Origin of the sequence: Streptomyces sp. NPDC088261, from assembly GCF_044740805.1 — a bacterium.
Taxonomy (GTDB): domain Bacteria; phylum Actinomycetota; class Actinomycetes; order Streptomycetales; family Streptomycetaceae; genus Streptomyces.
In genome coordinates this window covers 527572-551673 of the sequence record NZ_JBIURL010000001.1, presented here as the reverse complement: position 1 = coordinate 551673, position 24102 = coordinate 527572, and the positions used below count along the sequence as shown (strand labels likewise).

At 73.5% G+C, this 24102-nt stretch carries 19 protein-coding genes and 1 pseudogene; 12 read left to right on the top strand and 8 right to left on the bottom strand.

The window, feature by feature from the left end; genetic code table 11:
• The first annotated feature begins 56 nt into the window (after window positions 1–56).
• Genes ACIODU_RS02355 through ACIODU_RS02345 form a run of 3 tightly spaced genes read left to right on the top strand, consistent with a single transcriptional unit; the run spans window position 57 to window position 2709 of the window.
• The gene (locus ACIODU_RS02355) at window positions 57–764 is read left to right on the top strand and encodes a DUF5819 family protein (RefSeq protein ID WP_401762972.1); all 708 of its coding nucleotides are present in this window, start codon (window positions 57–59) and stop codon (window positions 762–764) included.
• Window positions 761–2026, top strand: coding sequence for an HTTM domain-containing protein (locus tag ACIODU_RS02350; protein WP_401762969.1), 1266 nt, complete (start codon window positions 761–763; stop codon window positions 2024–2026). The genes ACIODU_RS02355 and ACIODU_RS02350 overlap by 4 nt, the downstream gene beginning before the upstream one ends.
• Complete coding sequence (locus tag ACIODU_RS02345; RefSeq protein WP_356418223.1) at window positions 2023–2709, top strand: TrmH family RNA methyltransferase; 687 nt, start codon at window positions 2023–2025, stop codon at window positions 2707–2709. The genes ACIODU_RS02350 and ACIODU_RS02345 overlap by 4 nt, the downstream gene beginning before the upstream one ends.
• 145 nt (window positions 2710–2854) lie before the next feature.
• Here ACIODU_RS02345 and paaN read toward each other — a convergent pair whose 3' ends face one another.
• Window positions 2855–4567: a phenylacetic acid degradation protein PaaN gene (gene paaN, locus ACIODU_RS02340; RefSeq protein ID WP_401762965.1), complete on the bottom strand. Its 1713-nt coding sequence runs from the start codon at window positions 4565–4567 to the stop codon at window positions 2855–2857.
• A gap of 168 nt (window positions 4568–4735) precedes the next feature.
• On the opposite strand from paaN, the gene ACIODU_RS02335 reads away from it, so the two are divergent.
• Together ACIODU_RS02335 and ACIODU_RS02330 are read left to right on the top strand one after the other, a co-directional pair.
• Window positions 4736–6265, top strand: coding sequence for a 3-hydroxyacyl-CoA dehydrogenase (locus ACIODU_RS02335; RefSeq protein WP_401762963.1), 1530 nt, complete (start codon window positions 4736–4738; stop codon window positions 6263–6265).
• Window positions 6262–6861, top strand: coding sequence for a TetR/AcrR family transcriptional regulator (locus tag ACIODU_RS02330; protein ID WP_356418229.1), 600 nt, complete (start codon window positions 6262–6264; stop codon window positions 6859–6861). The genes ACIODU_RS02335 and ACIODU_RS02330 overlap by 4 nt, the downstream gene beginning before the upstream one ends.
• A gap of 43 nt (window positions 6862–6904) precedes the next feature.
• Here the strand turns inward: ACIODU_RS02330 and ACIODU_RS02325 are convergent, their stop codons facing one another.
• On the bottom strand, window positions 6905–7579 hold the full coding sequence (locus ACIODU_RS02325) for an Lrp/AsnC family transcriptional regulator (protein WP_401762960.1): 675 nt from the start codon (window positions 7577–7579) through the stop codon (window positions 6905–6907).
• A gap of 173 nt (window positions 7580–7752) precedes the next feature.
• Between ACIODU_RS02325 and pdhA the strand changes: the two genes are divergently transcribed.
• From pdhA to ACIODU_RS02290, 7 genes are all read left to right on the top strand, one after another.
• Window positions 7753–8982, top strand: a complete 1230-nt coding sequence (pdhA, locus tag ACIODU_RS02320) for a pyruvate dehydrogenase (acetyl-transferring) E1 component subunit alpha (RefSeq protein WP_401762957.1) — start codon at window positions 7753–7755, stop codon at window positions 8980–8982.
• On the top strand, window positions 8979–9983 hold the full coding sequence (locus tag ACIODU_RS02315) for an alpha-ketoacid dehydrogenase subunit beta (protein WP_401762954.1): 1005 nt from the start codon (window positions 8979–8981) through the stop codon (window positions 9981–9983). Before pdhA ends, ACIODU_RS02315 begins: the two co-directional genes overlap by 4 nt.
• A complete protein-coding gene (locus ACIODU_RS02310; protein ID WP_401762951.1) occupies window positions 9983–11368 on the top strand; it encodes a dihydrolipoamide acetyltransferase family protein in 1386 nt (461 codons plus the stop codon). Before ACIODU_RS02315 ends, ACIODU_RS02310 begins: the two co-directional genes overlap by 1 nt.
• 79 nt (window positions 11369–11447) lie before the next feature.
• Window positions 11448–12338, top strand: a complete 891-nt coding sequence (locus tag ACIODU_RS02305) for an NTP transferase domain-containing protein (RefSeq protein ID WP_356418239.1) — start codon at window positions 11448–11450, stop codon at window positions 12336–12338.
• Window positions 12335–14020, top strand: coding sequence for a molybdopterin molybdotransferase MoeA (locus ACIODU_RS02300; RefSeq protein WP_401762948.1), 1686 nt, complete (start codon window positions 12335–12337; stop codon window positions 14018–14020). Before ACIODU_RS02305 ends, ACIODU_RS02300 begins: the two co-directional genes overlap by 4 nt.
• Window positions 14017–15096: a potassium channel family protein gene (locus ACIODU_RS02295; RefSeq protein WP_401762946.1), complete on the top strand. Its 1080-nt coding sequence runs from the start codon at window positions 14017–14019 to the stop codon at window positions 15094–15096. Before ACIODU_RS02300 ends, ACIODU_RS02295 begins: the two co-directional genes overlap by 4 nt.
• A gap of 94 nt (window positions 15097–15190) precedes the next feature.
• Complete coding sequence (locus tag ACIODU_RS02290) at window positions 15191–16177, top strand: NAD(P)H-quinone oxidoreductase (protein ID WP_401762943.1); 987 nt, start codon at window positions 15191–15193, stop codon at window positions 16175–16177.
• Window positions 16178–16252: 75 nt separating this feature from the next.
• Here ACIODU_RS02290 and ACIODU_RS02285 read toward each other — a convergent pair whose 3' ends face one another.
• From ACIODU_RS02285 to ACIODU_RS02260, 6 genes and pseudogenes are all read right to left on the bottom strand, one after another.
• On the bottom strand, window positions 16253–16798 hold the full coding sequence (locus ACIODU_RS02285; RefSeq protein WP_356418247.1) for a bacterial proteasome activator family protein: 546 nt from the start codon (window positions 16796–16798) through the stop codon (window positions 16253–16255).
• A gap of 23 nt (window positions 16799–16821) precedes the next feature.
• Window positions 16822–19660, bottom strand: a pseudogene (locus ACIODU_RS02280) (FtsX-like permease family protein).
• Window positions 19657–20406, bottom strand: a complete 750-nt coding sequence (locus tag ACIODU_RS02275; RefSeq protein WP_401762940.1) for an ABC transporter ATP-binding protein — start codon at window positions 20404–20406, stop codon at window positions 19657–19659. Before ACIODU_RS02275 ends, ACIODU_RS02280 begins: the two are co-directional and overlap by 4 nt.
• A 118-nt stretch (window positions 20407–20524) precedes the next feature.
• Entirely contained in the window at window positions 20525–21217 is a 693-nt protein-coding gene (locus ACIODU_RS02270) for a PadR family transcriptional regulator (protein ID WP_401762938.1), read from the bottom strand.
• Window positions 21218–21347: 130 nt separating this feature from the next.
• Window positions 21348–21995 carry a hypothetical protein gene (locus ACIODU_RS02265; protein WP_401762935.1) on the bottom strand — a complete coding sequence of 216 codons (648 nt, stop codon included), beginning with the start codon at window positions 21993–21995 and terminating at the stop codon, window positions 21348–21350.
• 116 nt (window positions 21996–22111) lie between these two features.
• Window positions 22112–23788 (bottom strand): protein kinase, encoded by a 1677-nt coding sequence (locus ACIODU_RS02260; RefSeq protein ID WP_401762932.1) that lies wholly within the window; start codon window positions 23786–23788, stop codon window positions 22112–22114.
• Window positions 23789–24102 lie beyond the last annotated feature (314 nt).

Below are 24102 nucleotides of genomic sequence, written 5' to 3'. Positions count from 1 at the left end.
GGAGGAGTGACCGGGGGGCCGGTCCGGGACCGCTCCCGGGTGGTGATCGAGGTGGGATGGATTCGTACGACCGTGAGGGTGTGAAGGCCGGGCCGCCGCCCGGCGCGGGCATAGCGGGTCTCTCCCTTCCGTACCAGGTGGTGGCCGCCCTCGCGCTGGCGGTCGTCGGAGTGCTGGCCTGCGTCCACCTCGGCATGGTCTTCCTGCACGTCGCCCCGTCCAACACGCTGACCAAGCGGCACGGCGCGGCCGTCGACAGCTGGATCTACCCCGAGTTCGAGCAGAACTGGAAGCTCTTCGCGCCCAATCCGCTCCAGCAGAACATCGACGTGCAGGTACGGGCCGAGGTGCAGGCGCCCGGCGGCGCGCGGACGACCACCGACTGGATCGACCTCTCCGCCGAGGACGGCGCGGCGATACGCGGCAATCCCTTCCCGAGCCACGTCGACCAGAACGAGCTGCGGCGCGGCTGGGACTTCTTCACCGGCTCCCACGACGCGGACAACCGGCCGCAGGGAGTGCGCGGGCAGCTGTCCGAGCAGTACCTGCGGCGGATAGTGATGCTGCGGCTGGAGGACCACCGGCTGGGCGGTCCTGTGCAGCGGATCCAGCTCAGGTCCGTCTCGACGACCGTGGACGCGCCCGCGTGGAGCACGCAGACGTTCGACACACGGCCCTCCTACCGGGTCTGCCCCTGGTGGGGTGTGACCTCGGCGGATCTTCCCGGAGGCGTACGGAACGGCCGGACGGGGGCGAGCGGGTGAGCCGGCGGGAGGCCGGCCTTCCGGTCGTCGGGCGGAAGGCCGGGCAGCGGTACGCGTACGCCGTCCAGCGGGTCACGGGGACGGCCCTCGGGCCGTACCAGAGCGCGGTCGTCCGGATCGGGTTCGCCGGCACCTGGCTGCTCTTCCTGCTGCGTGAACTGCCGCACCGCCGGGAGCTGTACGGGCCCGACGGGCCGTGGAGCTGGACCATGGCGCGGCAACTGATCGCCAGGAACGGCGCGTTCAGCGGGCTGATGTGGTCGGACAGCGCGATCTGGTTCGAGATCGTCTTCGCCGTGGCCGTCGTGTCGGCCGCGCTGCTGATGGCCGGCTGGCGCACCCGCACGATGTCGGTGCTGTTCATGTTCGGCGTGCTGTCGCTCCAGAACCGCAGCATCTTCATGGGCGACGGCGGCGACAACGTCATCCACCTGATGGCGATCTATCTCGTGGTGACCCGCTGCGGTCAGGTCTGGTCGCTGGACGCCCGGCGGGCGGCGCGGGCCGCCCGCGCGGCGGCCGCCGGGGGCACCGGGGCCGCCGGCGGGGAGAGTACGGCCGCCGTACGGGACCGGGTGGGGCCCGTCCTGTGGGTCGTCATGGGCGCCCTCCTCCTCGCCGGGACGCTGACGGCGGACCGGTTCGAGATCGAGACCTGGCTGGCGGTCCTGTTCTGGGGCGCGTGGGCGGCGCAGGGGCTGTGGTGGCTGACGGGGCTCTACGCGCCGGGCGGGCAGCCGCGCGCGCTGCTCGACGTCCTCGCGAACCTTCTCCACAACGCCGGGCTGATGGTCATCATGGCCGAGGTCTGTCTCGTGTACGCGACCGCCGGCTGGTACAAGATCCAGGGCACGCGCTGGCAGGACGGCACCGCGCTGTACTTCCCGCTCAAACTGGACTACTTCACGCCCTGGCCCGCGCTCTCCGGCGTCCTCGCCGCCAGCGGGGTGGTGGTAATGCTGGTGACGTACGCCACGGTGGTGGTCCAGGTCGCCTTCCCGTTCACGCTCTTCAACCGGCGCGTCAAGAACGTCCTGCTGGTCGCGATGATCCTGGAGCACGCGGGCATCGCGGTGCTCCTCGGGCTGCCGTTCTTCTCCCTGGCGATGATCGCCGCCGACGCCGTCTTCCTGCCGACGGCCTTCCTGCGGTGGCTCGGGGACCGGGTGTCGGGGCGGTGGCGCCGGCTGTCCGGCCGGACCGCGGCCCTCCCCGGACAGCGCGGCGAGCGGGATCCGGAGCCCCGTACTCTCGTGGGGTGAGCAGCGAAGCACGGGCCGGGGACGAGGCGCCCGTTGAGCCCGTCCAGTACGACGACGGGTTCGGCAAGGAGATCGGTGTCGGGCCCCATCCGGAGCCCTGGCCGCGGGGCGAGCGGTACGACCCCGCGCTGCTGGCCGGCGGCGACCGGCGCAACGTGGTCGACGGGTACCGCTACTGGACGCACGAGGCGATCGTCGCCGATCTCGACACCCGGCGGCACGACTTCCACGTGGCGGTGGAGAACTGGGGCCACGACTTCAACATCGGGTCCGTGGTCCGTACCGCCAACGCCTTCCTCGCCCGGGAGGTCCACATCGTGGGGCGGCGGCGCTGGAACCGGCGCGGGGCGATGGTCACCGACCGCTACCAGCACGTACGCCACCACTCCGGCACCGAGGAGCTGACCGCCTGGGCGGCGGCCGAGGGCCTGCCGATCATCGGGATCGACAACCTGCCCGGGGCCGTACCGCTGGAGCGGACCGCGCTGCCGCGCCGCTGCGTCCTGCTCTTCGGGCAGGAGGGCCCCGGGCTGACCGAGGAGGCCAGGAAGCACGCCGCGATGGTGTGCTCGATCGCCCAGTTCGGCTCGACGCGCTCGATCAACGCGGGCGCGGCGGCGGCGATCGCCATGCACGCGTGGATCCAGCGCTACGCGGACGTCCCGGCGCCGCCCGCCGTCTGACGGCCTCCGCCTGACGTCGCCCCCGCCCCCCGCAGCCTGACCCCCGCAGCCTGACCCCCGCAGCCTGACCCCTGCCTCGGGGCGCCCGCCCCGGGGCGCCCGCCCGGCTCCGGAGACCCGGCCGGGCGGACACCCCCGCGAGACCTCATGCCTGGCGGCGGACCTCCACCACACGGAAGCGGTGGGCGACGAAGGCCGCGTCGCACAGGGCGGCGTTGGCCGCCGGGTTGCCGCCGGAGCCGTGGAAGTCGGAGAACGCCGCCGTCTGGTTCACGTACACCCCGCCGGTCAGATTCAGCGAGAGCTGCGCGGACTCCTCCAGGCAGACCTCCTCGACGGCGCGCTCGGTGGCCTCGGAGGTCGTGTACGCGCCGACGGTCATCGCGCCCCGCTCGCGCACGGTGCGCCGCAGCAGCTCCAGGGCGTCCTCCGTCGAGTCCACGGCGACCGCGAAGGACACCGGGCCGAAGCACTCGGACAGATACGGCACCTCCGCCTCGACGCCCTCCTCCCAGGCCTTGTCCCACGCCTTGCGCGAGCCGTCGGCCCGCACGATCGCGGGCGTACGCACCACGGCGTCCGGGAAGTCCGGGTGCGGGACCTCGCGGGAGGCGAGCGCGACCTCGCCGAGCGTGCCGGCCGACGCCAGCCGGTCCTTCACCCCGTCGTTCACCAGCGCGCCGAGCAGCGCGTTGGCCCGCGCGTCATCGCCCAGCAGGCCGTCCACCGCGGCGGCGAGGTCCGCCACCACCTCGTCGTACGACTTCTCGCCCGCGTCGGTCGTGATGCCGTCCTTGGGGATGAGCAGGTTCTGCGGCGTGGTGCACATCTGGCCGCTGTACAGCGACAGGGAGAAGGCCAGGTTGGAGAGCATGCCCCGGTAGTCGTCGGTGGAGTCGACGAGGACGGTGTTGACCCCGGCCTTCTCCGTGTAGACCTGCGCCTGGCGGGCGTGGGTCTCCAGCCAGTCGCCGAACGCGGTGGACCCCGTGTAGTCGATGATCCTGATCTCGGGGCGGACGGCCAGCGTCTTGGCGATGCCCTCGCCGGGACGCTCCGCGGCCAGCGCGACCAGATTCGGGTCGAAGCCGCTCTCGGCGAGCACGTCGCGGGCGACCCGCACCGTCAGCGCGAGCGGCAGGACCGCGCGCGGGTGCGGCTTGACGAGGACGGCGTTGCCGGTGGCCAGGGAGGCGAAGAGGCCCGGATACCCGTTCCACGTGGGGAACGTGTTGCAGCCGACCAGCAGCGCGATGCCGCGCGGGACGGCCGTGAAGGACTTCGTCAGCTCCAGGGGGTCGCGCTTGCCCTGCGGCTTGGACCAGTCCGCCACCGACGGGGTGCGGGTCTGCTCCGCGAACGCGTACGCCACGGCTTCGAGGCCGCGGTCCTGGGCGTGCGGCCCGCCCGCCTGGAACGCCATCATGAATGCCTGCCCGCTGGTGTGCATCACCGCGTGCGCGAACTCGTGCGTCCGGGCGCTGATCCGCGCCAGGATCTCCACGCAGACCAGGGCGCGCGTCTCCGGCCCCGCGTCCCGCCAGGCGCCGAGGCCCGCGCGCATGGCCGGGAGCAGCACGTCCAGGTCGGCGTGCGGGTACGTGACCTCCAGCGCCGGGCCGTACGGCGAGACCTCGTCGCCCGTCCAGCCGTCCGTGCCGGGCTGGTCCAGCTCGAAGCGGGTGCCGCGCAGGGCCTCGAAGGCGGCGAGGCCGTCGGCGGGCGCGCTCTCGCCGTACGCCTTCGGGTGCTCGGGGTGCGGCGACCAGTAGGCGCGGGTGCGGATGGTGTCGAGGGCCTGGTCGAGCGTGGGCCGGTGCTTCTCGGAGAGCTGCTGGGGGCTGAGACGGGCGGCCATGAAGGACCAACTCCTCGTCGAGCTGGGCGGGAACGGGGGCATGAGCGAACAGTCAGAGCTAGAGTAACCGAACGATCGGTCGGGACAAGTGGGCCGGGCGAACCTGTGGATAACCCTGCGTCCGGCGCCCGCTCATCTGTGGACAACTTATGCGGGAGGATTGCGTTCATGACAGCAATCGAGACGGGCCGTGTCGTCGCGGTCGTCGGCACCGGCACCATGGGCCAGGGAATCGCCCAGGTGGCGCTGGTGGCGGGTCACCCCGTTCGGCTCCACGACGCGGTGCCAGGCCGGGCGCAGGAGGCCGCCGCCGCGCTCCTCGCCCGTCTCGACCGGCTGGTGGAGAAGGGCAGGCTCGGCCCGGCGGAGCGGGACGCCGCCCGCGCGCGGCTGCGTCCGGCCACGCGCCTCTCGGAGCTGGCGGACGCCGCGCTCGTCGTGGAGGCCGTCCTGGAGGACCTCACGGTCAAGCGGGCGCTGTTCGCGGCCCTGGAGGACACCGTCGGGGACGACTGCGTCCTCGCCACCAACACCTCCTCCCTCTCCGTCACCGCCGTCGCGGGCGGCCTGCGCCGCCCCGGGCGCTGCGTGGGACTGCACTTCTTCAACCCGGCCCCCCTCCTGCCCCTCGTGGAGGTCGTCGGCGGCTTCGCCACGGACCCGGAGACCGCCCAGGACGCCTACGACACCGTCCTGGCCTGGGGCAAGACGCCGGTACGCAGCGAGGACACCCCCGGCTTCATCGTCAACCGGATCGCGCGCCCCTTCTACGCCGAGGCCCTGCGGGTGTACGAGGAGGGGGGCGCCGACGCCGCCACCATCGACGCCGTCCTGCGGGAGAGCGGCGGCTTCCGGATGGGCCCCTTCGCGCTGACCGACCTGATCGGCCAGGACGTCAACGAGTCCGTCACCCGGTCCGTCTGGGAGGCATTCTCCTACGATCAGAAGTTCACTCCGTCGCTGGCGCAGCGCCGGCTGGTGGAGTCGGGGCGGCTGGGCCGCAAGTCCGGCCGGGGCTGGTTCTCGTACGGAGAGGACGCGGCCGGGGCCGAGCCGCACGAGCCGCACACCGCCGCGCCGGAAGCGGCGCCCGCGTCCGTCTCCGTGCACGGCGACCTCTTCTCGGCGGGGGTGCTGCCCGAGCTGATCGCGGAGGCGGGCATCGACGTCGTACGCGGGGACGACGCCGAACCGGACCACCCCGGCTGGATCGAACTGCCCGGCGGGACGCGCCTGTTCCTGTCCGACGGCTCGGCCGCCGACAACGCCGGGATGCCCGTGATCCACTTCGATCTCGCGCTGGACTACCGCACCGCGACACGGATCGCGCTCGCCCCCGCGTCCCGGGTGGACGAGGCGTCCCTCGCGCACGCCGTCGGACTGTTCCAGGCGCTGGGCAAGGACGTGAGCGTCATCGCCGACGTCCCCGGCATGATCGTGAGCCGTACGGTCGCGATGCTCGTCGACTTCGCGCTCGACGCGCGGGCGCGCGGGGTGGCGACCGGCGAGGCCGTCGACACCGCGATGCGCCTGGGCGTCAACTACCCGCGCGGGCCCATCGAGTGGGGCGCGGACCTGGGCGCGCGCTGGGTGCTGACCGCGCTGGAACTCCTCCACGACGAGTACCCCACGGGCCGCTACGCCCCTTCCCAGGCGCTCCGCCGCCTGGCCGCCGCGCTGGAGGACGACGCGTCATGACCACGCCCAAGCGGGACACGTACACGCCCGAGACCCTGCTGACCGTCGCCGTGCGGGTCTTCAACGAGCGGGGGTACGACGGCACGTCCATGGAGCATCTCTCCAAGGCGGCCGGGATCTCCAAATCGTCCATATACCACCACGTGGCGGGCAAGGAGGAGCTGCTGAGGCTCGCGGTCAGCCGGGCGCTCGACGGGCTCTTCGGGATCCTCGACGAGGACGGGGCGTCGCGGGGCCGGGCGGTCGAACAGGTCGAGTACGTCGTCCGCCGCACGGTCGAGGTGCTGATGGCCGAGCTGCCGTACGTGACCCTGCTGCTGCGCGTGCGCGGCAACACACAGACCGAGCGCTGGGCGATGGAGCGGCGCAGGGAGTTCGACCAGAGGGTGGCCGGTCTTCTCAAGGACGCGGCGGCCGACGGGGACCTGCGGGCCGACATGGACACGCGGCTGGCGACCCGGCTGCTCTTCGGGACGATCAATTCGCTGGTGGAGTGGTACCGGCCGCAGCCGGCCGGCGGGTACGACCGCGAACAGGTCGCGGACGCGGTGGTACGACTGGCCTTCGACGGGCTGCGCACGGAACGGGCGAAGTAGGGGGTCCGGACAGGGGGCCGCGAGGACCTGAGCCGGCCGCTTCCTAAAGAGGCGCGCGCGGGGGCGGGGCCTGGGGGCCCGGAGGCCCCTGGTCCAGGTCCGTCTCCTCGAAGACCAGCAGCGTGCGGGTCGAGAGCACTTCGGGGATCGCCTGGAGCCGGGTGAGGACCAGCTCGCGCAGCGTCCTGTTGTCCGCCGTGTGGACCAGCAGCAGCACGTCGAAGTCGCCGCTGACCAGCGCGATGTGGGTGGCGCCCGGCAGCCCTTGGAGCTGCTCGCGCACCGTGCGCCAGGAGTTCTGCACGATCTTGAGGGTGATGTAGGCGGAGGCACCCTGCCCCGCCCGCTCCTCGTTCACCCGGGCGCTGAACCCCCGTATCACGCCGTCGTCGATCAGCCGGTTGATCCGCGCGTAGGCGTTGGCGCGCGAGACGTGGACCCGCTCGGCCACGGAGCGTACGGAGGCCCGGCCGTCCGCGCGGAGGATCCGCAGAATGTCGCGGTCTATCGCGTCCAGCGGACGCGGCGGCAGAGCTGCCGGCGGGACGGCGAGCGGTACGACGGGCGGAAGCGCCGGCGGAACGGCCGGCGGTACGACTGGAGGGGCGGGCGGTGGCGGGGCCGGCGGCGAGATGGGTGGCGGGGTCGGACCCGCGCCCTCGCCGCCCTCCGTGCCGGACGCCCGGTCCGTGCCCTCGGCCATTTGTTCAGCTCCCATGTCTCCCCGCCTCTCCCCCATGGACGACCTGTGTCCATCCCAGGCCGCCCGGCACCGTTTGTCCACAGGCTGAGGGCGTGTGTAGCCAAATTGCCGCCACGACCGAACAATCGGTAGGTGAGGCGTGCCACATCCCGGCACCCCAGGTTCGTTTCCCACGAGGAGGTGCACGCGTGAAGAAGAGCAGTACGTCGGTTCAGGAACTGCCGGGTGCCGCCGTCCGCCGGCCCACCCCGCCCCCGGCGTGGCAGCCGCGTACCGACCCGGCCCCGCTGCTCCCGGACCCCGAGCCGTTCCGCGTGCTCGGCACGCCCGCCGCGGCCGGCGCCGACCCCGCGCTCCTGCTGCGGCTCTACACGGAGCTGGTCCGCGGCCGCCGGTACAACACGCAGGCCACGGCCCTGACCAAGCAGGGCAGGCTCGCCGTCTACCCGTCCAGCACCGGCCAGGAGGCCTGCGAGGTCGCCGCCGCGCTCGTCCTGGAGGACCGGGACTGGCTCTTCCCCAGCTACCGCGACACCCTCGCGGCCGTGGCGCGCGGGCTCGACCCCGTACAGGCCCTGACGCTGCTGCGCGGCGACTGGCACACCGGGTACGACCCGCACGAGCACCGCGTCGCGCCCCTCTCCACGCCCCTCGCCACCCAGCTGCCGCACGCGGTGGGCCTGGCGCACGCCGCCCGCCTCAAGGGCGACGACGTGGTCGCGCTCGCCCTGGTGGGCGACGGCGGGACCAGCGAGGGCGACTTCCACGAGGCGCTGAACTTCGCGGCCGTGTGGCGGGCCCCGGTCGTCTTCCTCGTGCAGAACAACGGCTTCGCGATCTCCGTACCGCTCGCCAAGCAGAGCGCGGCGCCCTCCCTGGCCCACAAGGCCGTCGGGTACGGGATGCCGGGCCGCCTGGTCGACGGGAACGACGCGATCGCGGTGCACACCGTCCTCGCCGAGGCCATGGACCGGGCCCGGCGCGGTGACGGCCCGACGCTGGTCGAGGCCGTGACGTACCGCGTGGAGGCCCACACGAACGCCGACGACGCGACGCGCTACCGCGAGGACGACGAGGTCCAGGCGTGGCGCGCGCACGACCCTGTGAAGCTCATGGAGCGCGACCTGCTGGAGCGCGGGGTCCTGGACGAGGCCGGGGTCGAGAAGGCGGCCCAGGGCGCCGAGGTGATGGCGGCGCGGCTGCGGGAGCGGATGAACGCCGAGCCGGCGCTCGACCCCATGGACCTGTTCACGCATGTCTACGCGGAGCAGACCACCCAGTTGGCGGAGCAGGCGGCGCTGCTCCGGGCGGAGCTGGAGGCGGCGGCGGATCCGGCGCCTTCCGGGGACGGCCGGAACGCCGGGAGCACCGCGATCACCGGCGTCACCGGCGGGGAAGCGGCGGGTGAGCGGCGATGACCACCACCGCGGTGAAGCCCGCCACGATGGCGTCCGCCCTCCAGCGCGCGCTGCGGGACGCGATGGCCGAGGACCCGGCCGTCCACGTCCTGGGAGAGGACGTCGGCACGCTGGGCGGGGTCTTCCGGATCACCGACGGCCTGGCGGCGGAGTTCGGCGACGACCGCTGCACGGACACCCCGCTCGCCGAGGCGGGCATCCTGGGGACGGCCGTCGGCATGGCGATGTACGGGCTGCGGCCCGTGGTGGAGATGCAGTTCGACGCCTTCGCCTATCCGTCGTTCGAGCAGCTCATCAGCCATGTGGCGAAGATGCGCAACCGCACGCGCGGGGCGATGCCGCTGCCGATCACCGTGCGGGTGCCGTACGGCGGCGGGATCGGCGGGGTCGAGCACCACAGCGACTCCTCCGAGGCGTACTACATGGCGACCGCCGGACTCCATGTCGTCACCCCGGCGACGGTGGACGACGCGTACGGCATGCTGCGGGCCGCGATCGCCTCCGACGACCCGGTGGTCTTCCTGGAGCCGAAGCGGCTGTACTGGTCGAAGGCGCAGTGGTCGCCGGAGGAGCCGGCCGCGGTGGAGCCGATCGGGCGCGCGGTCGTACGGCGCCGGGGCACGAGCGCCACGCTCATCACGTACGGGCCCTCCGTGCCCGTCTGTCTGGAGGCGGCCGAGGCGGCCCGCGCCGAGGGCTGGGACCTGGAGGTCGTCGACCTGCGCTCCCTGGTGCCGTTCGACGACGAGACGGTGGCCGCTTCCGTACGGCGTACGGGCCGGGCGGTGGTCGTCCACGAGTCCGCCGGATTCGGCGGACCCGGCGGGGAGATCGCCGCCCGGGTCACCGAACGGTGCTTCCACCACCTGGAGGCGCCGGTGCTGCGGGTCGCGGGATTCGACATCCCGTATCCGCCGCCCATGCTGGAGAAGCACCATCTTCCCGGCGTGGACCGGGTGCTGGACGCGGTCGCGCGGCTCCAGTGGGAGACGGAGAGCTGATGGCCCAGGTGCTCGAATTCAGGCTGCCGGACCTCGGGGAAGGGCTGACCGAGGCGGAGATCGTCCACTGGCTGGTGGAGGTGGGCGACGTCGTCGCCATAGACCAGCCGGTCGTGGAGGTCGAGACGGCCAAGGCGATGGTCGAGGTGCCCTGCCCGTACGGGGGTGTGGTCACCGCGCGCTACGGCGAGGAGGGCACGGAACTGCCCGTCGGGGCCCCGCTGCTGACCGTCGCGGTGGGCGGGTCGGAACCGGCGGCGGACGGGGGGCGGGAGCCGGAGCAGGGCGCTGCCCCGGAGGCGCCCTCGGCCGACGAGGGGTCGGGCAATGTGCTGGTCGGGTACGGTACGGGCGCGCCGGCCGCGCGCAGGCGCCGGGTCCGGCAGGCGTCCCCGGCGGCCGCCGCCGTCCCTGCCACACCGGCCGTCCCCGCTCCGGTGCCCGCGCCCGTCGTGGCGCAGGTCAACGGGTCTGCCGGTCCGGCCGGTCCTGTCGCGGTCGTCTCGCCGCTGGTCCGCAGGCTCGCGCGGCAGAACGGCCTCGATCTGCGGACGCTGTCCGGCTCGGGGCGCGAGGGTCTGATCCTGCGCTCCGACGTCGAACAGGCCATCCGCCGGGCGACGGCGGAGACGCAGATCCCCGCATCCGGCTCCACGGAGCCCGTGGGAACCGCCGGATCCTCGAACGCGCGGCCGGACGTCGTCCGGGTGCCGTTGCGGGGCGTCCGGGGCGCGGTCGCGGACAAGCTGTCCCGCAGCCGCCACGAGATCCCGGACGCCACCTGCTGGGTCGACGCGGACGCGACGGAACTGATGGTGGCCCGTACGGCGATGAACGCGGCCGGCGGCCCGAAGATCTCCCTCCTCGCGCTGCTCGCCCGGATCTGTGTCGCGGGCCTCGCCCGGCACCCGGAGCTGAACTCCACGGTGGACGCGGCCGCCAGGGAGATCGTGCGGCTGCCGGACGTGCATCTGGGCTTCGCCGCCCAGACCGAACGCGGGCTGGTGGTCCCGGTCGTACGGGACGCGCACCGCCGTGACGCGGAGTCCCTGAGCGCCGAGTTCGCCCGTCTGACGGAGGCCGGCCGGTCCGGCACGCTGACACCGGGCGACCTGACCGGCGGGACGTTCACGCTCAACAACTACGGGGTGTTCGGGGTCGACGGCTCGACGCCGATCATCAATCACCCGGAGGCGGCGATGCTCGGGGTCGGCCGGATCATTCCCAAGCCGTGGGTGCACCGGGGGGAGTTGGCCGTACGGCAGGTCGTCCAGCTGTCCCTCACCTTCGACCACCGGGTGTGCGACGGCGGTACGGCGGGCGGCTTCCTCCGTTATGTGGCGGACTGCGTCGAGAACCCGGCGGTGCTGCTGCGGACCCTGTGAACGAGGTCCGGGCCTCGTAGGACGAGGGTCCTTTGCCGGGAACGGCCGATCGCGGAGCGTGGACCGTCATACTTCTGTCATGACCGCGTATGACGCCATCGTGCTCGCCGGAGGCGCCGCCAAGCGCCTCGGCGGGATCGACAAGCCCGCCGTGCGGGTCGGGGGCCGTGCCCTGCTCGACCGGGTCCTGGCGGCCTGTGAAGGGGCCGGCAGGACCGTCGTCGTGGGCGGCAGGCGCCCGACGGTCAGACCCGTGCGCTGGGCGCGGGAGGACCCGCCGGGCGGCGGGCCGCTCGCCGCGCTCGACGCGGGGGCGCGCCACGTCGAGGCGGACACCGTGGTCGTCCTCTCCGCCGACCTGCCGTTCCTCGGCGCCCCGACCGTCCACCGGCTGACCGAGGCGCTGGACACCAGCGGCCGGGAGGCGGCGCTGCTGGTCGACGCGGACGGGCGGGACCAGCCGCTCGTCGCCGCCTACCGGGCCGAGCCGCTGCGCCGTGAACTGGCCCTGCTGGCCACGGAACACGGGAACCTCACCGGTCTGCCCCTGCGTCTGCTGTCGCACGAACTCGACCTCGCCCGCGTCGATGCCGATCCCTTCGCCTCGTTCGACTGCGACACCTGGGAAGACATCTCCACGGCCCGGGCCCGTATCAGAGAGCATGGGACCGTGCTGGAAGAATGGATCACCGCAGTCAAGGACGAACTCGGCATCGAGCTGGACGTCGACATCCCTCTCCTCCTGGACCTCGCCCGCGACGCCGCGCACGGCGTCGCCAGGCCGGCGGCCCCGCTGACGACCTTCCTGGTCGGGTACGCGGCGGGCCGGGCCGGCGGCGACGGCCCGGAAGCGGTCGAGGCGGCGACCCGCAAGGCGGTGGCGCTGGCCCTCCGCTGGGCCGACGAGGCGGCCGGGACGGACGGTCCCGCCGCGGATGCCGGGGGCGCCAAGGGGGCCGACGCCGGATGACCGCCCAGGACCGCGAGGTCGAGGGCGTCGAGGAGGCCCTGGCCCTGGTGGCGAGGGACCGGTCCGGCGCGCACCCGTCGCCGCGCGCGCCGTACCACTCGCCGGACGCGTACGTCCCGTACGACACCGACGTGCCGTACGACATCGAAGCCCACCCGGACGCGGGCGACGCGCGCCCCACCCCTGCCCCGGCCGACTCACGCACCCCACGCGACCAGCCCCACGATCCGGCGTCCGAGGACGACACGGCTCACGCTCACGACCAGGCTGACGATCAGGTTCAGGATCACGACCAGAGTCAGGATCAGGATCAGAGTCACGATCACGATCTCGGCCAGGATCACGGCCAAGGCCACGCCCACGCCCACCGCCAGGACCCCGCCGGGAGCCGCCCCGCCGGGAGCCGCCCCGCCGGTGACCGCGCGCCCGGGGGCGATCGGCGGCACGGTACGGAGTGGGCCGACGCGCGCGCCCTCGCCGGGGCCTCCGGGCGGGCCGCCCCGGCCGCGCGGGCCCGGCGCGTGGCGCTCGACCACGCCCTGGGCGAGGTGCTCGCCGAGGCGCTGGTCGCGCTCACCGACCTGCCGTCGTTCGACACCTCCGCCATGGACGGCTGGGCGGTCGCGGGCCCCGGCCCCTGGGCCGTCAGGACCCCGGAGGGCGCGCCCGTGCGCGGCGACGCCGCCGGGCGGTCCGGGATCCTCGCCGGACACGGCGAGTCCGTACCGCTTCCCGACGGCTCAGCGGTACGGATCGCCACCGGCGCCCGGGTTCCGCCCGAGGCGACCGCCGTGATCCGCAGCGAGCACGCCCGTACCGACGTCACCGGACATCTCCACGCCGAGCGCGTGGTCGTCCCCGGCCAGGACATCAGGTCGCGGGGCCAGGAGTGCCGCTCCGGCGAGCCGTTGCTCCCCGCCGGGTCGCTGGTCACCCCGGCCGTGCTGGGCCTGGCCGCCGCCGCCGGGTACGACGAGCTGCTGACCGTCCCCCGCCCCGCCGTCGAAGTGCTGGTGCTCGGCGACGAGTTGCTGACCGGGGGGCTTCCCCGCGACGGGTTCATCCGGGACGCCCTGGGGCCGATGCTCGCGCCCTGGCTGCGCGCGCTCGGCGTGGAGGTGGTCGCCACCCGCCGGATCGGTGACGACGAGGACGACCTGTACCGCGCGGTGACCGGGTCCACGGCCGACCTGGTCATCACGACGGGCGGTACGGCCGGCGGTCCGGTCGACCATGTCCATCCCGTCCTCCGGGCCGCCGAGGCCGAGTTGCTGGTCGACGGGGTCGCCGTGCGCCCCGGCCACCCCATGGTCCTGGCCCGGCTGCCCTCGGGACGGCACCTGGTGGGGCTGCCCGGCAACCCCCTCGCCGCCGTCTCCGGACTGCTGACGCTCGCCGAACCCCTGCTCCGGGCGCTCGCCGGACGCCCGGTGCCCCCGCCGTACCGGGCGCCGCTGCGCGACGAGGCGCAGGGCCATCCGCACGACACCCGACTCGTCCCGGTGGTCCACCGCGACGACGCCGTGGTGCCGCTGCACTTCAACGGTCCCGCCATGCTGCGGGGCATCGCCGCCGCCGACGGGCTGGCGGTCGTCCCGCCGGGCGGCGCGCGGCCCGGCGAGGACGTCGACGTCCTCGACCTGCCCTGGAGCGCTTCGACCGACGGCGGGTGTTTCACGTGAAACTTCCCGGCCATGACGCCATAGCCAGGAACGCCGACGAGCATCTGGTCACCGCCCGGGTGCAGTTGCCGCGTCAGCAGGTCCAGCGCCCGCTCGTCCAGGTGACCCGCCGGCTCGTGATGGCGCTGGTGGTGCTGTTCGTGACGGTCTTCATCGTCTGGCTCGACAACAAGGGCTACCACGACAACTCGGACGACTCGGTCGACTTCCTCGACGCCGTCTACTACGCCACCGTCACGCTCTCCACGACCGGGTACGGCGACATCGTCCCGTACAGCGACAGCGCACGGCTGGTCAACGTGCTGCTCGTGACCCCGCTGCGCGTGCTCTTCCTCATCATCCTGGTCGGCACCACTCTCGAGGTCCTCACGGAACGCACCCGTGAGGAATGGCGGCAGAACCGCTGGAGGTCCCACTTGCGCGAGCACACGGTCATCGTCGGATACGGCACCAAGGGGCGGTCGGCGATGCAGACCCTGTGCGCCACGGGTCTGCGGAAGGACCAGATCGTCATTGTCGACCCGTCGGCCAAGGTGATCGAGGCCGCCAACGCCCAGGGCTTCGTCGGGGTCCTCGGCGACGCGACCCGCAGTGAGGTGCTGCTGCGCGCCGAGGTCCAGAAGGCCCGTCAGATCGTCATCGCCACCCAGCGGGACGACACGGCCGTGCTGGTCACGCTGACCGCGCGCCAGCTCAACCGGTCGGCGAAGATCGTCGCCGCCGTCCGCGAGGAGGAGAACGCGCCGCTGCTGCGCCAGTCCGGCGCCGACGCGGTGATCACCAGCGCCAGCGCGGCCGGCCGGCTCCTCGGGATGTCCGTGCTCAGCCCGATGGCCGGCACGGTGATGGAGGACCTGATCCAGCAGGGCACCGGCCTTGACCTCATCGAACGGCCTGTCATAAAGGCGGAGGTGGGGCGGAGCGTCCGGGAGACCGAGGACCTGGTGGTGAGCGTGCTGCGCGGGCACCGGCTGATCGGGTACGACGATCCGTCCGCGAGCCCGCTCCAGCTGACCGACCGGCTGATCACCATCGTGCGCGCCCAGAACCCGACGGATCCGGAGGCCGGGGGCTGACCGTCGCGGAGGCCGGGAGCTGACCGCTGCGGGGGCCGGAACCTGAGCGTCGCGGACGGATATCCGCCGGGGGGCGGGGGGTAGCCTCACGGCCATGCATGCGATCACGATTCCGGAACCCGGTGGCCCCGAGGCGCTCGTGTGGGCCGAAGTCCCCGATCCCGTCCCCGGCGAGGGCGAGGTACTTGTCGACGTCGTGGCGAGCGCGGTCAACCGCGCCGACGTCCTGCAACGGCAGGGCCACTACGACCCACCGCCAGGATCCTCGGTCTACCCCGGCCTGGAGTGCGCGGGCCGCGTGGCCGCGCTCGGCCCCGGGGTCACGGGGTGGGCCGTCGGCGACGAGGTGTGCGCCCTGCTGGCCGGTGGCGGGTACGCCGAGAAGGTCGTCGTCCCGGCCGGCCAACTGCTGCCCGTACCCACGGGGGTGAGCCTGGCGGAGGCCGCCGCGCTTCCCGAGGTGGCCTGTACGGTCTGGTCGAACGTCTTCATGCTCGGGCGGCTCACCGCCGGGGAGACGCTGCTGCTGCACGGCGGCGGCAGCGGCATCGGCACGATGGGGATCCAGGTCGCCAAGGCGCTCGGCGCCCGGGTCGCGGTGACGGCGGGCGGCCCCGAGAAGCTGGCGCGCTGCGCGGAGCTGGGCGCGGACATCCTGATCGACTACCGCGAGCAGGACTTCGTCACGGAGATACGCAAGGCGACGGGCGGGGCGGGCGCGGACGTCATCCTCGACATCGTCGGCGCGAAGTACCTGGCCCAGAACGTGAAGGCGCTGGCCGTGAACGGCCGGCTCGCGGTGATCGGGATGCAGGGCGGGGTGAAGGCCGAGCTGAACATCGGCGCGCTCCTGAGCAAGCGCGGCACCATCACGGCGACCTCGCTGCGGGCCCGTCCCCGGGCGGAGAAGGCGGCCATCGTCGCCGCCGTACGGGACAACGTCTGGCCGCTCGTCGCCGACGGGCGGGTCCGTCCGATCGTGGACCGGACGCTGCCGATGGCGGAGGCGGCCGAGGCACACCGCGTCCTGGAGTCCAGCACCCACGTGGGCAAGATCCTGCTGCTCGCCCCGACGGCCTGAACGATCCGACCGGCGGCCGGTGTGCGGCACCCCTCCGAGGGTGCCGCACACGCCCTAGAGGTAGGGCCCCGAGTCCTAGAGGTAGGGCCCCGAGCGGATCGCGCCGTGGGCGCCCTGTTCCTCGTCGTCCTCCTGCACCGAGCCCGGCGGGAGGGCGCGGCGCATCTGTTCGAGCTGGGCCCTGGCCGCCATCTGCTGGGCGAACAGTGCCGTCTGGATCCCGTGGAAGAGACCCTCCAGCCACCCCACCAACTGGGCCTGCGCGATGCGCAGCTCCGCCTCGGAGGGGATGGCCTCGTCGGTGAAGGGGAGGGAGAGCCGCTCCAGCTCCTCGACCAGCTCGGGAGCGAGCCCGTCTTCCAGTTCCTTGACGGAGCTGGCGTGGATCTCCTTGAGCCGTACCCGGCTCGCCTCGTCCAGAGGGGCCGCGCGCACCTCTTCGAGCAGCTGCTTGATCATGCTGCCGATGCGCATGACCTTGGCGGGCTGCTCGACCATGTCCGTCACCGGGATCTCACGCGGCTCGTCGTCGGTTCCACCGCCGCCGAGCGCCGTCCCGTCCTGTCCCACCACCAGGACATGAGGGCTCTCCTGCGACCGTTCGTTCCTCGACATTTCCATGTATTCATTGTCTCGCACCCGGTCTATGTCGCCGCGCGGCGCCCCAGCGTCCCGTGGGAGCGGGTGACCACGGCGGCCAGCAGGGCGGCGCCCACCGGGACCGCGACCAGCAGGGCGGCCACCGTCCCCCACGGGACGATGATCGGGACGTGCGGCAGCACCGCGTCGCCCAGGCCGTCGGTGAGCGCCTGCCGGTAGCGGTTCTCCCCCGCCCGCCGCTCGGTCAGCCGGAGGGCGACGGCGGGCAGCAGCCCCGCGGCGGTGCCGAGCAGGACGCCCATCCCCGCCACCAGCCCGCACTGGAATCCGCTGAGGGTCCTGCGGACCCGGGACGGCGCGCCGACGGCGGCGAGCGTCTTGAGGTCGGCCTCGGCGTCCGCCTGGGCGAGACCGGTGGCGATTCCGGCGGCGCCGATGGTCACGAGCCCGGCGAAGACGCCCAGCGCGAGGAGAACGATGTTGTTCTCGCCGACGTACCCCTTCTCGATGTCGAGGGAGGGGTTGGCGCCGAGGGTGTCGAGAGCGGCGGTGAGCCGCTGCTCCTGCGCGGTACTGGGCATCTCGGTGGTCGACCAGTAGCCGCCGACCGGGACGGTGCCGAAGCCCGCCGCCTCGGCAGCGGCGGCCGGGATGATCATCTTGAACCCGTACGCGTTCGGCTTGCCGGGGACCTCGTGCGCGGTGAACTTCTTGATGTCGGCCGGCAGCTTCTTGCCCTGGTCCCTCGCCTGGTCGGCCGCGCGGACGTCGGGGATCAGCTGGATGCCGATCTGCCCGCGCGCGTCCACGTTTCGCGGGTCGAACGAGACGATCTCGCCCGCCGCCAGCGCCTTCCCGGCGCCGGGGTCCTTGATCCCGAGCACCTGGAGGAGCGCGCTGTCCGCGACCACCACGTCGCCGGCCGAGGGGTAGACGGCCACGTCCTGGCAGCGGGGGTCGGCGCGCAGTGTCAGGCGCTCGGCGGAGGTGAACTCCTTGTCGGCGTTCTCCTCCTTCCACAGCGGGCACTGGTTCGCGTCCGGTACGGCCACCTCGGCGGCCCCGCAGCCCTCGCCCGAGCTGTCGGACGAGCAGCGCGGGGGACCGACGACAAGACGGCCGACCTTCGCGGACACGGCGACGGGCAGCTCCCGCTGTACGGCGGCGCGGGCGGCCGGCACGTCCCGGCCGCCGTCGTCGGTGATGACGAGCGACACCACGCCGTTCGGCGTGTCGGGGACGTACGCGGCCCGGTTCTGGGCGTCGCTGCTCGCGGTGTACGTGGCCACCGCCACGGTCCCCGCGACCGCCGCCAGGACGGCGGCGACGGCCGGAGCCGTACGGCCCCGGTTGCGGACGGCGTCCCGGAGGGCCAGCCGGGGCGAGAGCGGCAGCCAGCGGCCCACCCTGCCGAACAGTCCCACCAGGACGGGGGTCATCGCGACCACCCCCAGCTCGGCGAGGGCGCTGCCGCCCGCGACGATCACATAGCTGTCCGACACGGTCGACCCGTACAGCGCGATCGCCGCACCGAGCGCGATCGCGACCAGGCCCACCGCCGGCAGCACCCGGTTGCTCCGGCGGACGCCGCGCCGGCCGGTGAGGGAGGACAGGACGGTCTGCCGGGACGCGGTGACGGCCGGGACGATCGCGGCGAGCAGGCCGGTGAGCACGGCGAGCGCCGCGATCCCGAGCAGTTCGAGGGGCCGTACGTCGAAGCCGCCGAAGCGCTGGCCCAGATAGCTCTCCAGGACCGGTCGCAGGGCGAACGTGAGGGCGACGCCGAGGACGGTGCCGACCACCGCCGCGACGACTCCGATGACCAGACCGCCGCCGAGGACGATGGCCCGGATGTGGCGCCGGTCGCCGCCGTTGGCCCCGACCAGGCCCAGTTGACGGCGCGAGCGGCGGGCGCCGACGGCGAAGGCGGGACCGGCCAGCAGGCAGATCTCCAGCATGGCGAGGCCGACGACGGTACCCGCCGCGGCGAGCGCGGCCGGGTCGGTCGCCGGGTCGGTCCGGTAGGAGATCCAGCCGGGCGTCCGGTAGAGCGGCACGTCCGCGTCGGCGGGCGGCGAGAGGGCCACGGCGCGGGAGACGACCACCACACCCTTGGTGTTGGCCCGCTGGACCATGTTCCACGTGAAACCACCCGGAACGGACACCAGTTGGGTGGTGTCCGGGGGCGAGCTGTCCAGTCCCTGGGCCTGGAGGGCCTGCCCTCCCCGGCGCGAGCAGCGCGCCGGGGAGGGCGTTGATCTGGGCGGTGTTCAGTTCGTCGGGCAGTTCGTAGGCGCCGACGATCCGGTAGGCCCTGTCGAGTCCGCGTGCGGTGAGCTTCGACCCGACGCGCAGACCGCTGGTCTCCAGGAACTGGGTGGTCGCGGCGACCTCGTCGGCGCGGGCCGGGAAACGGCCGCGGTCCAGGCGCAGGATCCCCTCGGCCGCCGGGTCGGTGGCCTTCAGCTCGCGGACCTGGGCCTGGAGCAGCCCGTGGGTCGTACGGAGCTTCGCGCTGCCGCTCGCATCCGTCAGGGTGCTGGCCCCGGCGGGAAGCGCCTTCCTGAGGTCGGTGGGACCGTCCGGCCAGCTCCGGTCGCCGTAGTCCTTCGCGGGGGCGTACTCCGTACCCGTGGGCCCCTGGAGGAGGGGCACCCCGGCGAGCCCCGGATCGCTGAGCCGGGCGTCCGCGCGCCCGAGTTCGCGCGTCAGGGTCTCCCGCGGGGAGAGTTCGGCGCTGCGTATGGTCAGATCCATGGCGCTGACCCCGAGGATGGGGAGCGCGATCATCGCGAGGACGAGGAAGCTGCGGCCCTTGAAGCGCCAGGCGTCGCGGCGGGCGATGCGCAGGGCGGCCCGCCAGGAGTGGAACCAGGTGATCACAGGTCCGCCGCCTGACCGGTGAGGAGCGAGTCCGCCTCGCTGCGGACGGTCTGGTCGACGACGGAGCCGTCCCGCAGGAAGACGACCCGGTCCGCCCAGGCCGCGAAGCGCGGCTCGTGGGTGACCAGGACGCCGGCGGCGCCCGCGTCGCAGCGGCTGCGCAGCAGGGCGAGGACGGATTCCCCGGTCTCGGAGTCCAGGGCGCCGGTGGGCTCGTCGGCGAGCACCAGCCTGCGGTCGCCGACGAGGGCGCGGGCGATGGCCACCCGCTGCTGCTGGCCGCCGGACATCTCGTCGGGGAAGCGGTCGGCGAGCTGGCCGAGACCCATCTCGTCCAGCGCGGCGAGGGCTTCGACGCGGGCCTTGCGGGCCGAGGTGCCGTCCAGCTCGCGGGGGAGCGCGATGTTCTCCGCCGCCGTGAGAGCGGGGATCAGGTTGTAGTCCTGGAAGACGTAGCCGATGCTGCGGCGGCGCAGGGCCGCGAGCCGCTTGCGGTCGGCGGTGGTGAGGTCCGTCCCCTCGACGATCACGTGCCCGGAGGTGGGGTGGTCGAGGCCGCCCGCGAGGGTGAGCAGCGTGGACTTCCCGGAGCCCGACGGGCCCATGACGGCGACGAGTTCGCCGGGGAACACGTCGAGGTCGATGCCGCGCAGGGCGTGCACCTCGGTGGCTCCGCTGCCGTGGACGCGGGTCAGTTCCTGGAGCCGCAGCACCGGTTGCCGCGGGGTCTGGGGTGTTTTGGGCATGGGTGGGTCCCCCTCTGTGCGTACGCGGTCGTGTGCGCGCGTACGGATGGTGAGCTGAAGGCGATGGGACGGGCGGCGTGCGCCCGGGACGGGTGAGGCGTGGCGGGGCGAGGTCCGGTCAGCGGCGGCGGCCCCGGCGAGTGGGGGTGGTCGCGGTCGGTTCCGGCGGCTCCGGCGCGAGGGGCGCCGGCGCGGGGGCCGCCGCGACCGCGGGGACCTCCGCCGGCCCGGCGGAGGTCCCCGCGGTCGCCTCGCCCGCCCCGCCCGCCGTCTCCTGACGCCTCGCGAGCCGGATCAGCCGTACCTCGCAGTGGTCGAGCCAGCGGGCCTCGGCCTCGGTCTGGAAGATGAGCTGGTCCAGCACGAGCAGCCACGCCACCTCGTCGCGGTCGGCCGGCGTGCTGTCCAGGGTCTGGGCCTTGAGGCGGGTGTAGTCCTGCATCGCCTGGATCGTGTGGTGGCGCTGGGACTGGATGACCTCCCGGATGTCGACGCCCGGGGCGCCCACCGCCATGGCGAGCTTGATGGCCAGCTCGTCCCGGGGCGGGCTGGTGCGGTCGACGGGCCTGCGGAACCACGCCCGCAGTTCGCCGCGGCCCGGCTCCGTGATCACGTAGAGGGCGTGGCCCGCCTCGTCCTCGCCGTCCTGCGTGACCATGCCGTCCCGCTCCAGACGGTTCAGGGTCGTGTAGACCTGGCCCACGTTGAGCGGCCAGGTGGATCCCGTACGGGACTCGAACTCCGTACGGAGCTGGGAGCCGTAGCGCGGGCCACGTTCCAGGAGGGCGAGAAGCCCGTGGCGAATCGACATACTCAGTATGTATACCCGGTAGGTCGCCGGCCGCAAGCGACCTGAGAGGGACCTCACGGGTCCGTCGTGAGAGGGATACGGCCCGGTGACGGCACCGCGACAGACCTGGGACGGCGTCGCGGGAACCGGATCAGCGGCGGCGCAGCCGCAGGCCGAGGAAGCCGAGCCCGAGACCGATCAGCGTGATGCCGGTTCCCAGGGTCAGGACCGCCACCGGCTCCGCGACGGGCTCCGGGAAGGCGCGCGCGCCGGGTTCCCGGGCGGCGGCGGGCGGCGGGGACTCCGGTCGGCGGGAGGGGTCCGCCGTGTCCCGTGGCTTCGCGGCGGCGCTGTCGGAGCGTTCCGTCGTCCGGGGCTCCGGCGGGGCCGGGGACGCCTGCCTGCGGTGCGGGCGCCGGGAGGTCGGCGCCGGGGACGCGGAGGGCCGGGGGCGGGACGTGCGGGAAGGGCCGGTGGGCGAGGGGGACGGGGTGAGGGAGGGGGACGCGGGGGCCGGGCTGTCCGGCGGGGCGGTGGAGTCCGGGTCCGCGCTGTCCTCCGGCAGGTCTTCGGGCGGCTCCTCCGGTGTGTCCCCCGGCCGGGAGACCTGGGGCCCCGTCGGCCGGCCGGGCCGGGAGTGCCCCTCCCCGGCCTCCCGTCCCGCCAGGGACACGGTCGGGTCGGGGGAGAGCGAGGGTCCGGCGGACGGGGAGGGGGATTCCTCGGCCCGCGCGAGCGGCGCGGCCAGCAGCAAGGACGCGACCGCGAGAGCGCAGTGGGTGCGGAGCCTGGGCATCACGGACCCAGCGTCACATGGAGTGACAACTCCGGCATCCCGGGCGACCGACCTCCCCCGTAAGGACTACGAGGACTACGCGAAGGAGGCCTGCGCGAAGGGCCAAGGGTCGGACCGCGTCACTGCGCCGACCCCGAAGCGAGCCGCAGCGTGAAGGTCACCGTCTTGGGATCGACGCCCGTGCCCTGCGTCGGGTACTGCTCGATCACGGTCTCCTTGGCGTACTGCCCGTTCTGGACCGTCGTCGGCTGCTCGTACTTCCAGTGCGCCGCGTTCAGGCACTTCTTCACGGAGAGGATGTCCTTGTACCGGAAGTCCGGTACGGAGATCTTGGCCGGGTCCGACGGGTCCTCCTGCGGATCCGTGCACGCGTCCTCGTCGATGGTCCGGCTGCGGTCCGGCGGCCGGTAGCCGTCCACCGCCGCGCTGCTGGAGGTCGGGTCCGCCCCGCCGCCGCCGTTGTCCTCGGAGCCGCTGCCCCGCGACATGGCCGTCGCCAGCCCGCCGATCGCCAGCAGGGCTACGACGATCGCGCCCACGATGACCGGCACGTTCCGCTTCTTGCCGCCCGTCCCGCCCCCGGTCTGCTGCGGAGCGATCCCGTACGGCGGCGGGGTGTGCTGGCCCGGATTCTGGTACGGGGCGGCCTGCGGGTACCCGTAGCCGGGGCCGGCCACCTGCGGCGCCGGGGCCGGCGGCCCGTACACGCCCGGGTGCTGAGGGGGCCGGGGCTGCTGAGGCTGTGTCTGGTGCGCCGGCGGCTGGTACGGCGTCCGCATGTCGTACGGCCCCGGCGCCTGCGCGGACTGGTCGACCGGCGGGAAGACCGCCGAGCCGACCCCCGCCCCGCTGTTCGGCGGCGCGCCCTGGATGATCACCGGCGCGCCCGCGGGACCGGACGGCAGCACCCGCCGGCACTCGGCGCTCATCGCGGCGGCGCTCGGGAAACGCTCGTTCGGGTTCTTCTTGAGCGCCCGCGCGACCAGCGCGTCGATCGCGGGCGTCAGCGACCGGTTGACCGAGGACGGCGCGACGGCCTCCTCCTGCACGTGCGCGTACGCGATCGCCAGCGCCGAGTCCGCGTCGAACGGCAGCCGGCCCGTCAGCAGCTGGAAGAGCATGACGCCGACCGAGTAGAGGTCGGAGCGGGCGTCGACCCCGCGCCCCAGCGCCTGTTCGGGGGAGAGGTACTGCGGGGTGCCGACGACCATGCCGGTCTGCGTCATCGACGTGACACCCGACTGCATGGCGCGCGCGATGCCGAAGTCCATGACCTTGACCACGTCACGCCGGTTGATCATCACATTGCCCGGCTTGATGTCCCGGTGGACCAGCCCCATCTCGTGGCTGGCCTCCAGCGCGGCCAGCACGTCCGCCGCCACGCCGAGCGCCCGGTCGGCCGGCATCGCGCCGAGCCGCGCGACGTCCGCCTGGAGCAGGGAGCCGAGCGGCTGCCCCTCCACGTACTCCATGACGATGTACGGCATCATCGCGCCGGTGCCGCCGGCCGCGCCGTGCTCGAAGAGGGTGTCCTCGCCGGTGTCGAAGACCGAGACGATGTTCGGGTGCGACAGCTTGGCCACGGCCTGCGCCTCGCGGCGGAACCGCTCGCGGAACGACTGCTCGCGCGCCAGTTCCGTGTGGAGGGTCTTGATGGCGACCTGGCGGTCGAGCGCCGAGTCGTAGGCGAGGTAGACGGACGCCATGCCGCCCTCGCCGAGCAGGTCGCGAAGCTGGTACCGGCCGCCCGCGACCGAACCGCCCGCGTAGCGGCCCCGTGCGCCGTCCTGGCTCATGACTGTGCTTCCCCCTCGGCGCGCCGGCAGGTGCGCGCTGAATGCCGTGCCGCTGACGCGATGTTCCCGTTGGTGCGCGATGACGGTCGCGCGTTGTTGCGCGATGACGCGCCAAGTCTGCCCCAGGCCCCGGACACGTCAAGCCGGGTGCCCGTACCGTGACCGTAAGCGCGACAGAGCGTCTCGGAAGCGTTACAGGAACTCCATGTAATTTGCGCGGCCCCGTCCGTACGGGTTTCATGACCGGTCCATCCTGAACCGGCGTGTCACACGAAGGCTGTAGCGTGACGTGGCATAGCACCCTTGAGAATCCC

Bases quoted from the DNA above. Each gene is read 5' to 3' on its own strand.
- ACIODU_RS02305 (WP_356418239.1), top strand. From the start codon at position 11,448: ATGACCGCGTATGACGCCATCGTGCTCGCCGGAGGCGCCGCCAAGCGC.
- ACIODU_RS02310 (WP_401762951.1), top strand. From the start codon at position 9,983: ATGGCCCAGGTGCTCGAATTCAGGCTGCCGGACCTCGGGGAAGGGCTG.
- ACIODU_RS02325 (WP_401762960.1), bottom strand. From the start codon at position 7,579: ATGGGAGCTGAACAAATGGCCGAGGGCACGGACCGGGCGTCCGGCACG.
- ACIODU_RS02275 (WP_401762940.1), bottom strand. From the start codon at position 20,406: ATGCCCAAAACACCCCAGACCCCGCGGCAACCGGTGCTGCGGCTCCAG.
- ACIODU_RS02290 (WP_401762943.1), top strand. From the start codon at position 15,191: ATGCATGCGATCACGATTCCGGAACCCGGTGGCCCCGAGGCGCTCGTG.
- paaN (WP_401762965.1), bottom strand. From the start codon at position 4,567: ATGGCCGCCCGTCTCAGCCCCCAGCAGCTCTCCGAGAAGCACCGGCCC.
- ACIODU_RS02315 (WP_401762954.1), top strand. From the start codon at position 8,979: ATGACCACCACCGCGGTGAAGCCCGCCACGATGGCGTCCGCCCTCCAG.
- ACIODU_RS02260 (WP_401762932.1), bottom strand. From the start codon at position 23,788: ATGAGCCAGGACGGCGCACGGGGCCGCTACGCGGGCGGTTCGGTCGCG.
- ACIODU_RS02355 (WP_401762972.1), top strand. From the start codon at position 57: ATGGATTCGTACGACCGTGAGGGTGTGAAGGCCGGGCCGCCGCCCGGC.
- ACIODU_RS02285 (WP_356418247.1), bottom strand. From the start codon at position 16,798: ATGGAAATGTCGAGGAACGAACGGTCGCAGGAGAGCCCTCATGTCCTG.
- ACIODU_RS02300 (WP_401762948.1), top strand. From the start codon at position 12,335: ATGACCGCCCAGGACCGCGAGGTCGAGGGCGTCGAGGAGGCCCTGGCC.
- ACIODU_RS02330 (WP_356418229.1), top strand. From the start codon at position 6,262: ATGACCACGCCCAAGCGGGACACGTACACGCCCGAGACCCTGCTGACC.
- ACIODU_RS02335 (WP_401762963.1), top strand. From the start codon at position 4,736: ATGACAGCAATCGAGACGGGCCGTGTCGTCGCGGTCGTCGGCACCGGC.
- ACIODU_RS02270 (WP_401762938.1), bottom strand. From the start codon at position 21,217: ATGTCGATTCGCCACGGGCTTCTCGCCCTCCTGGAACGTGGCCCGCGC.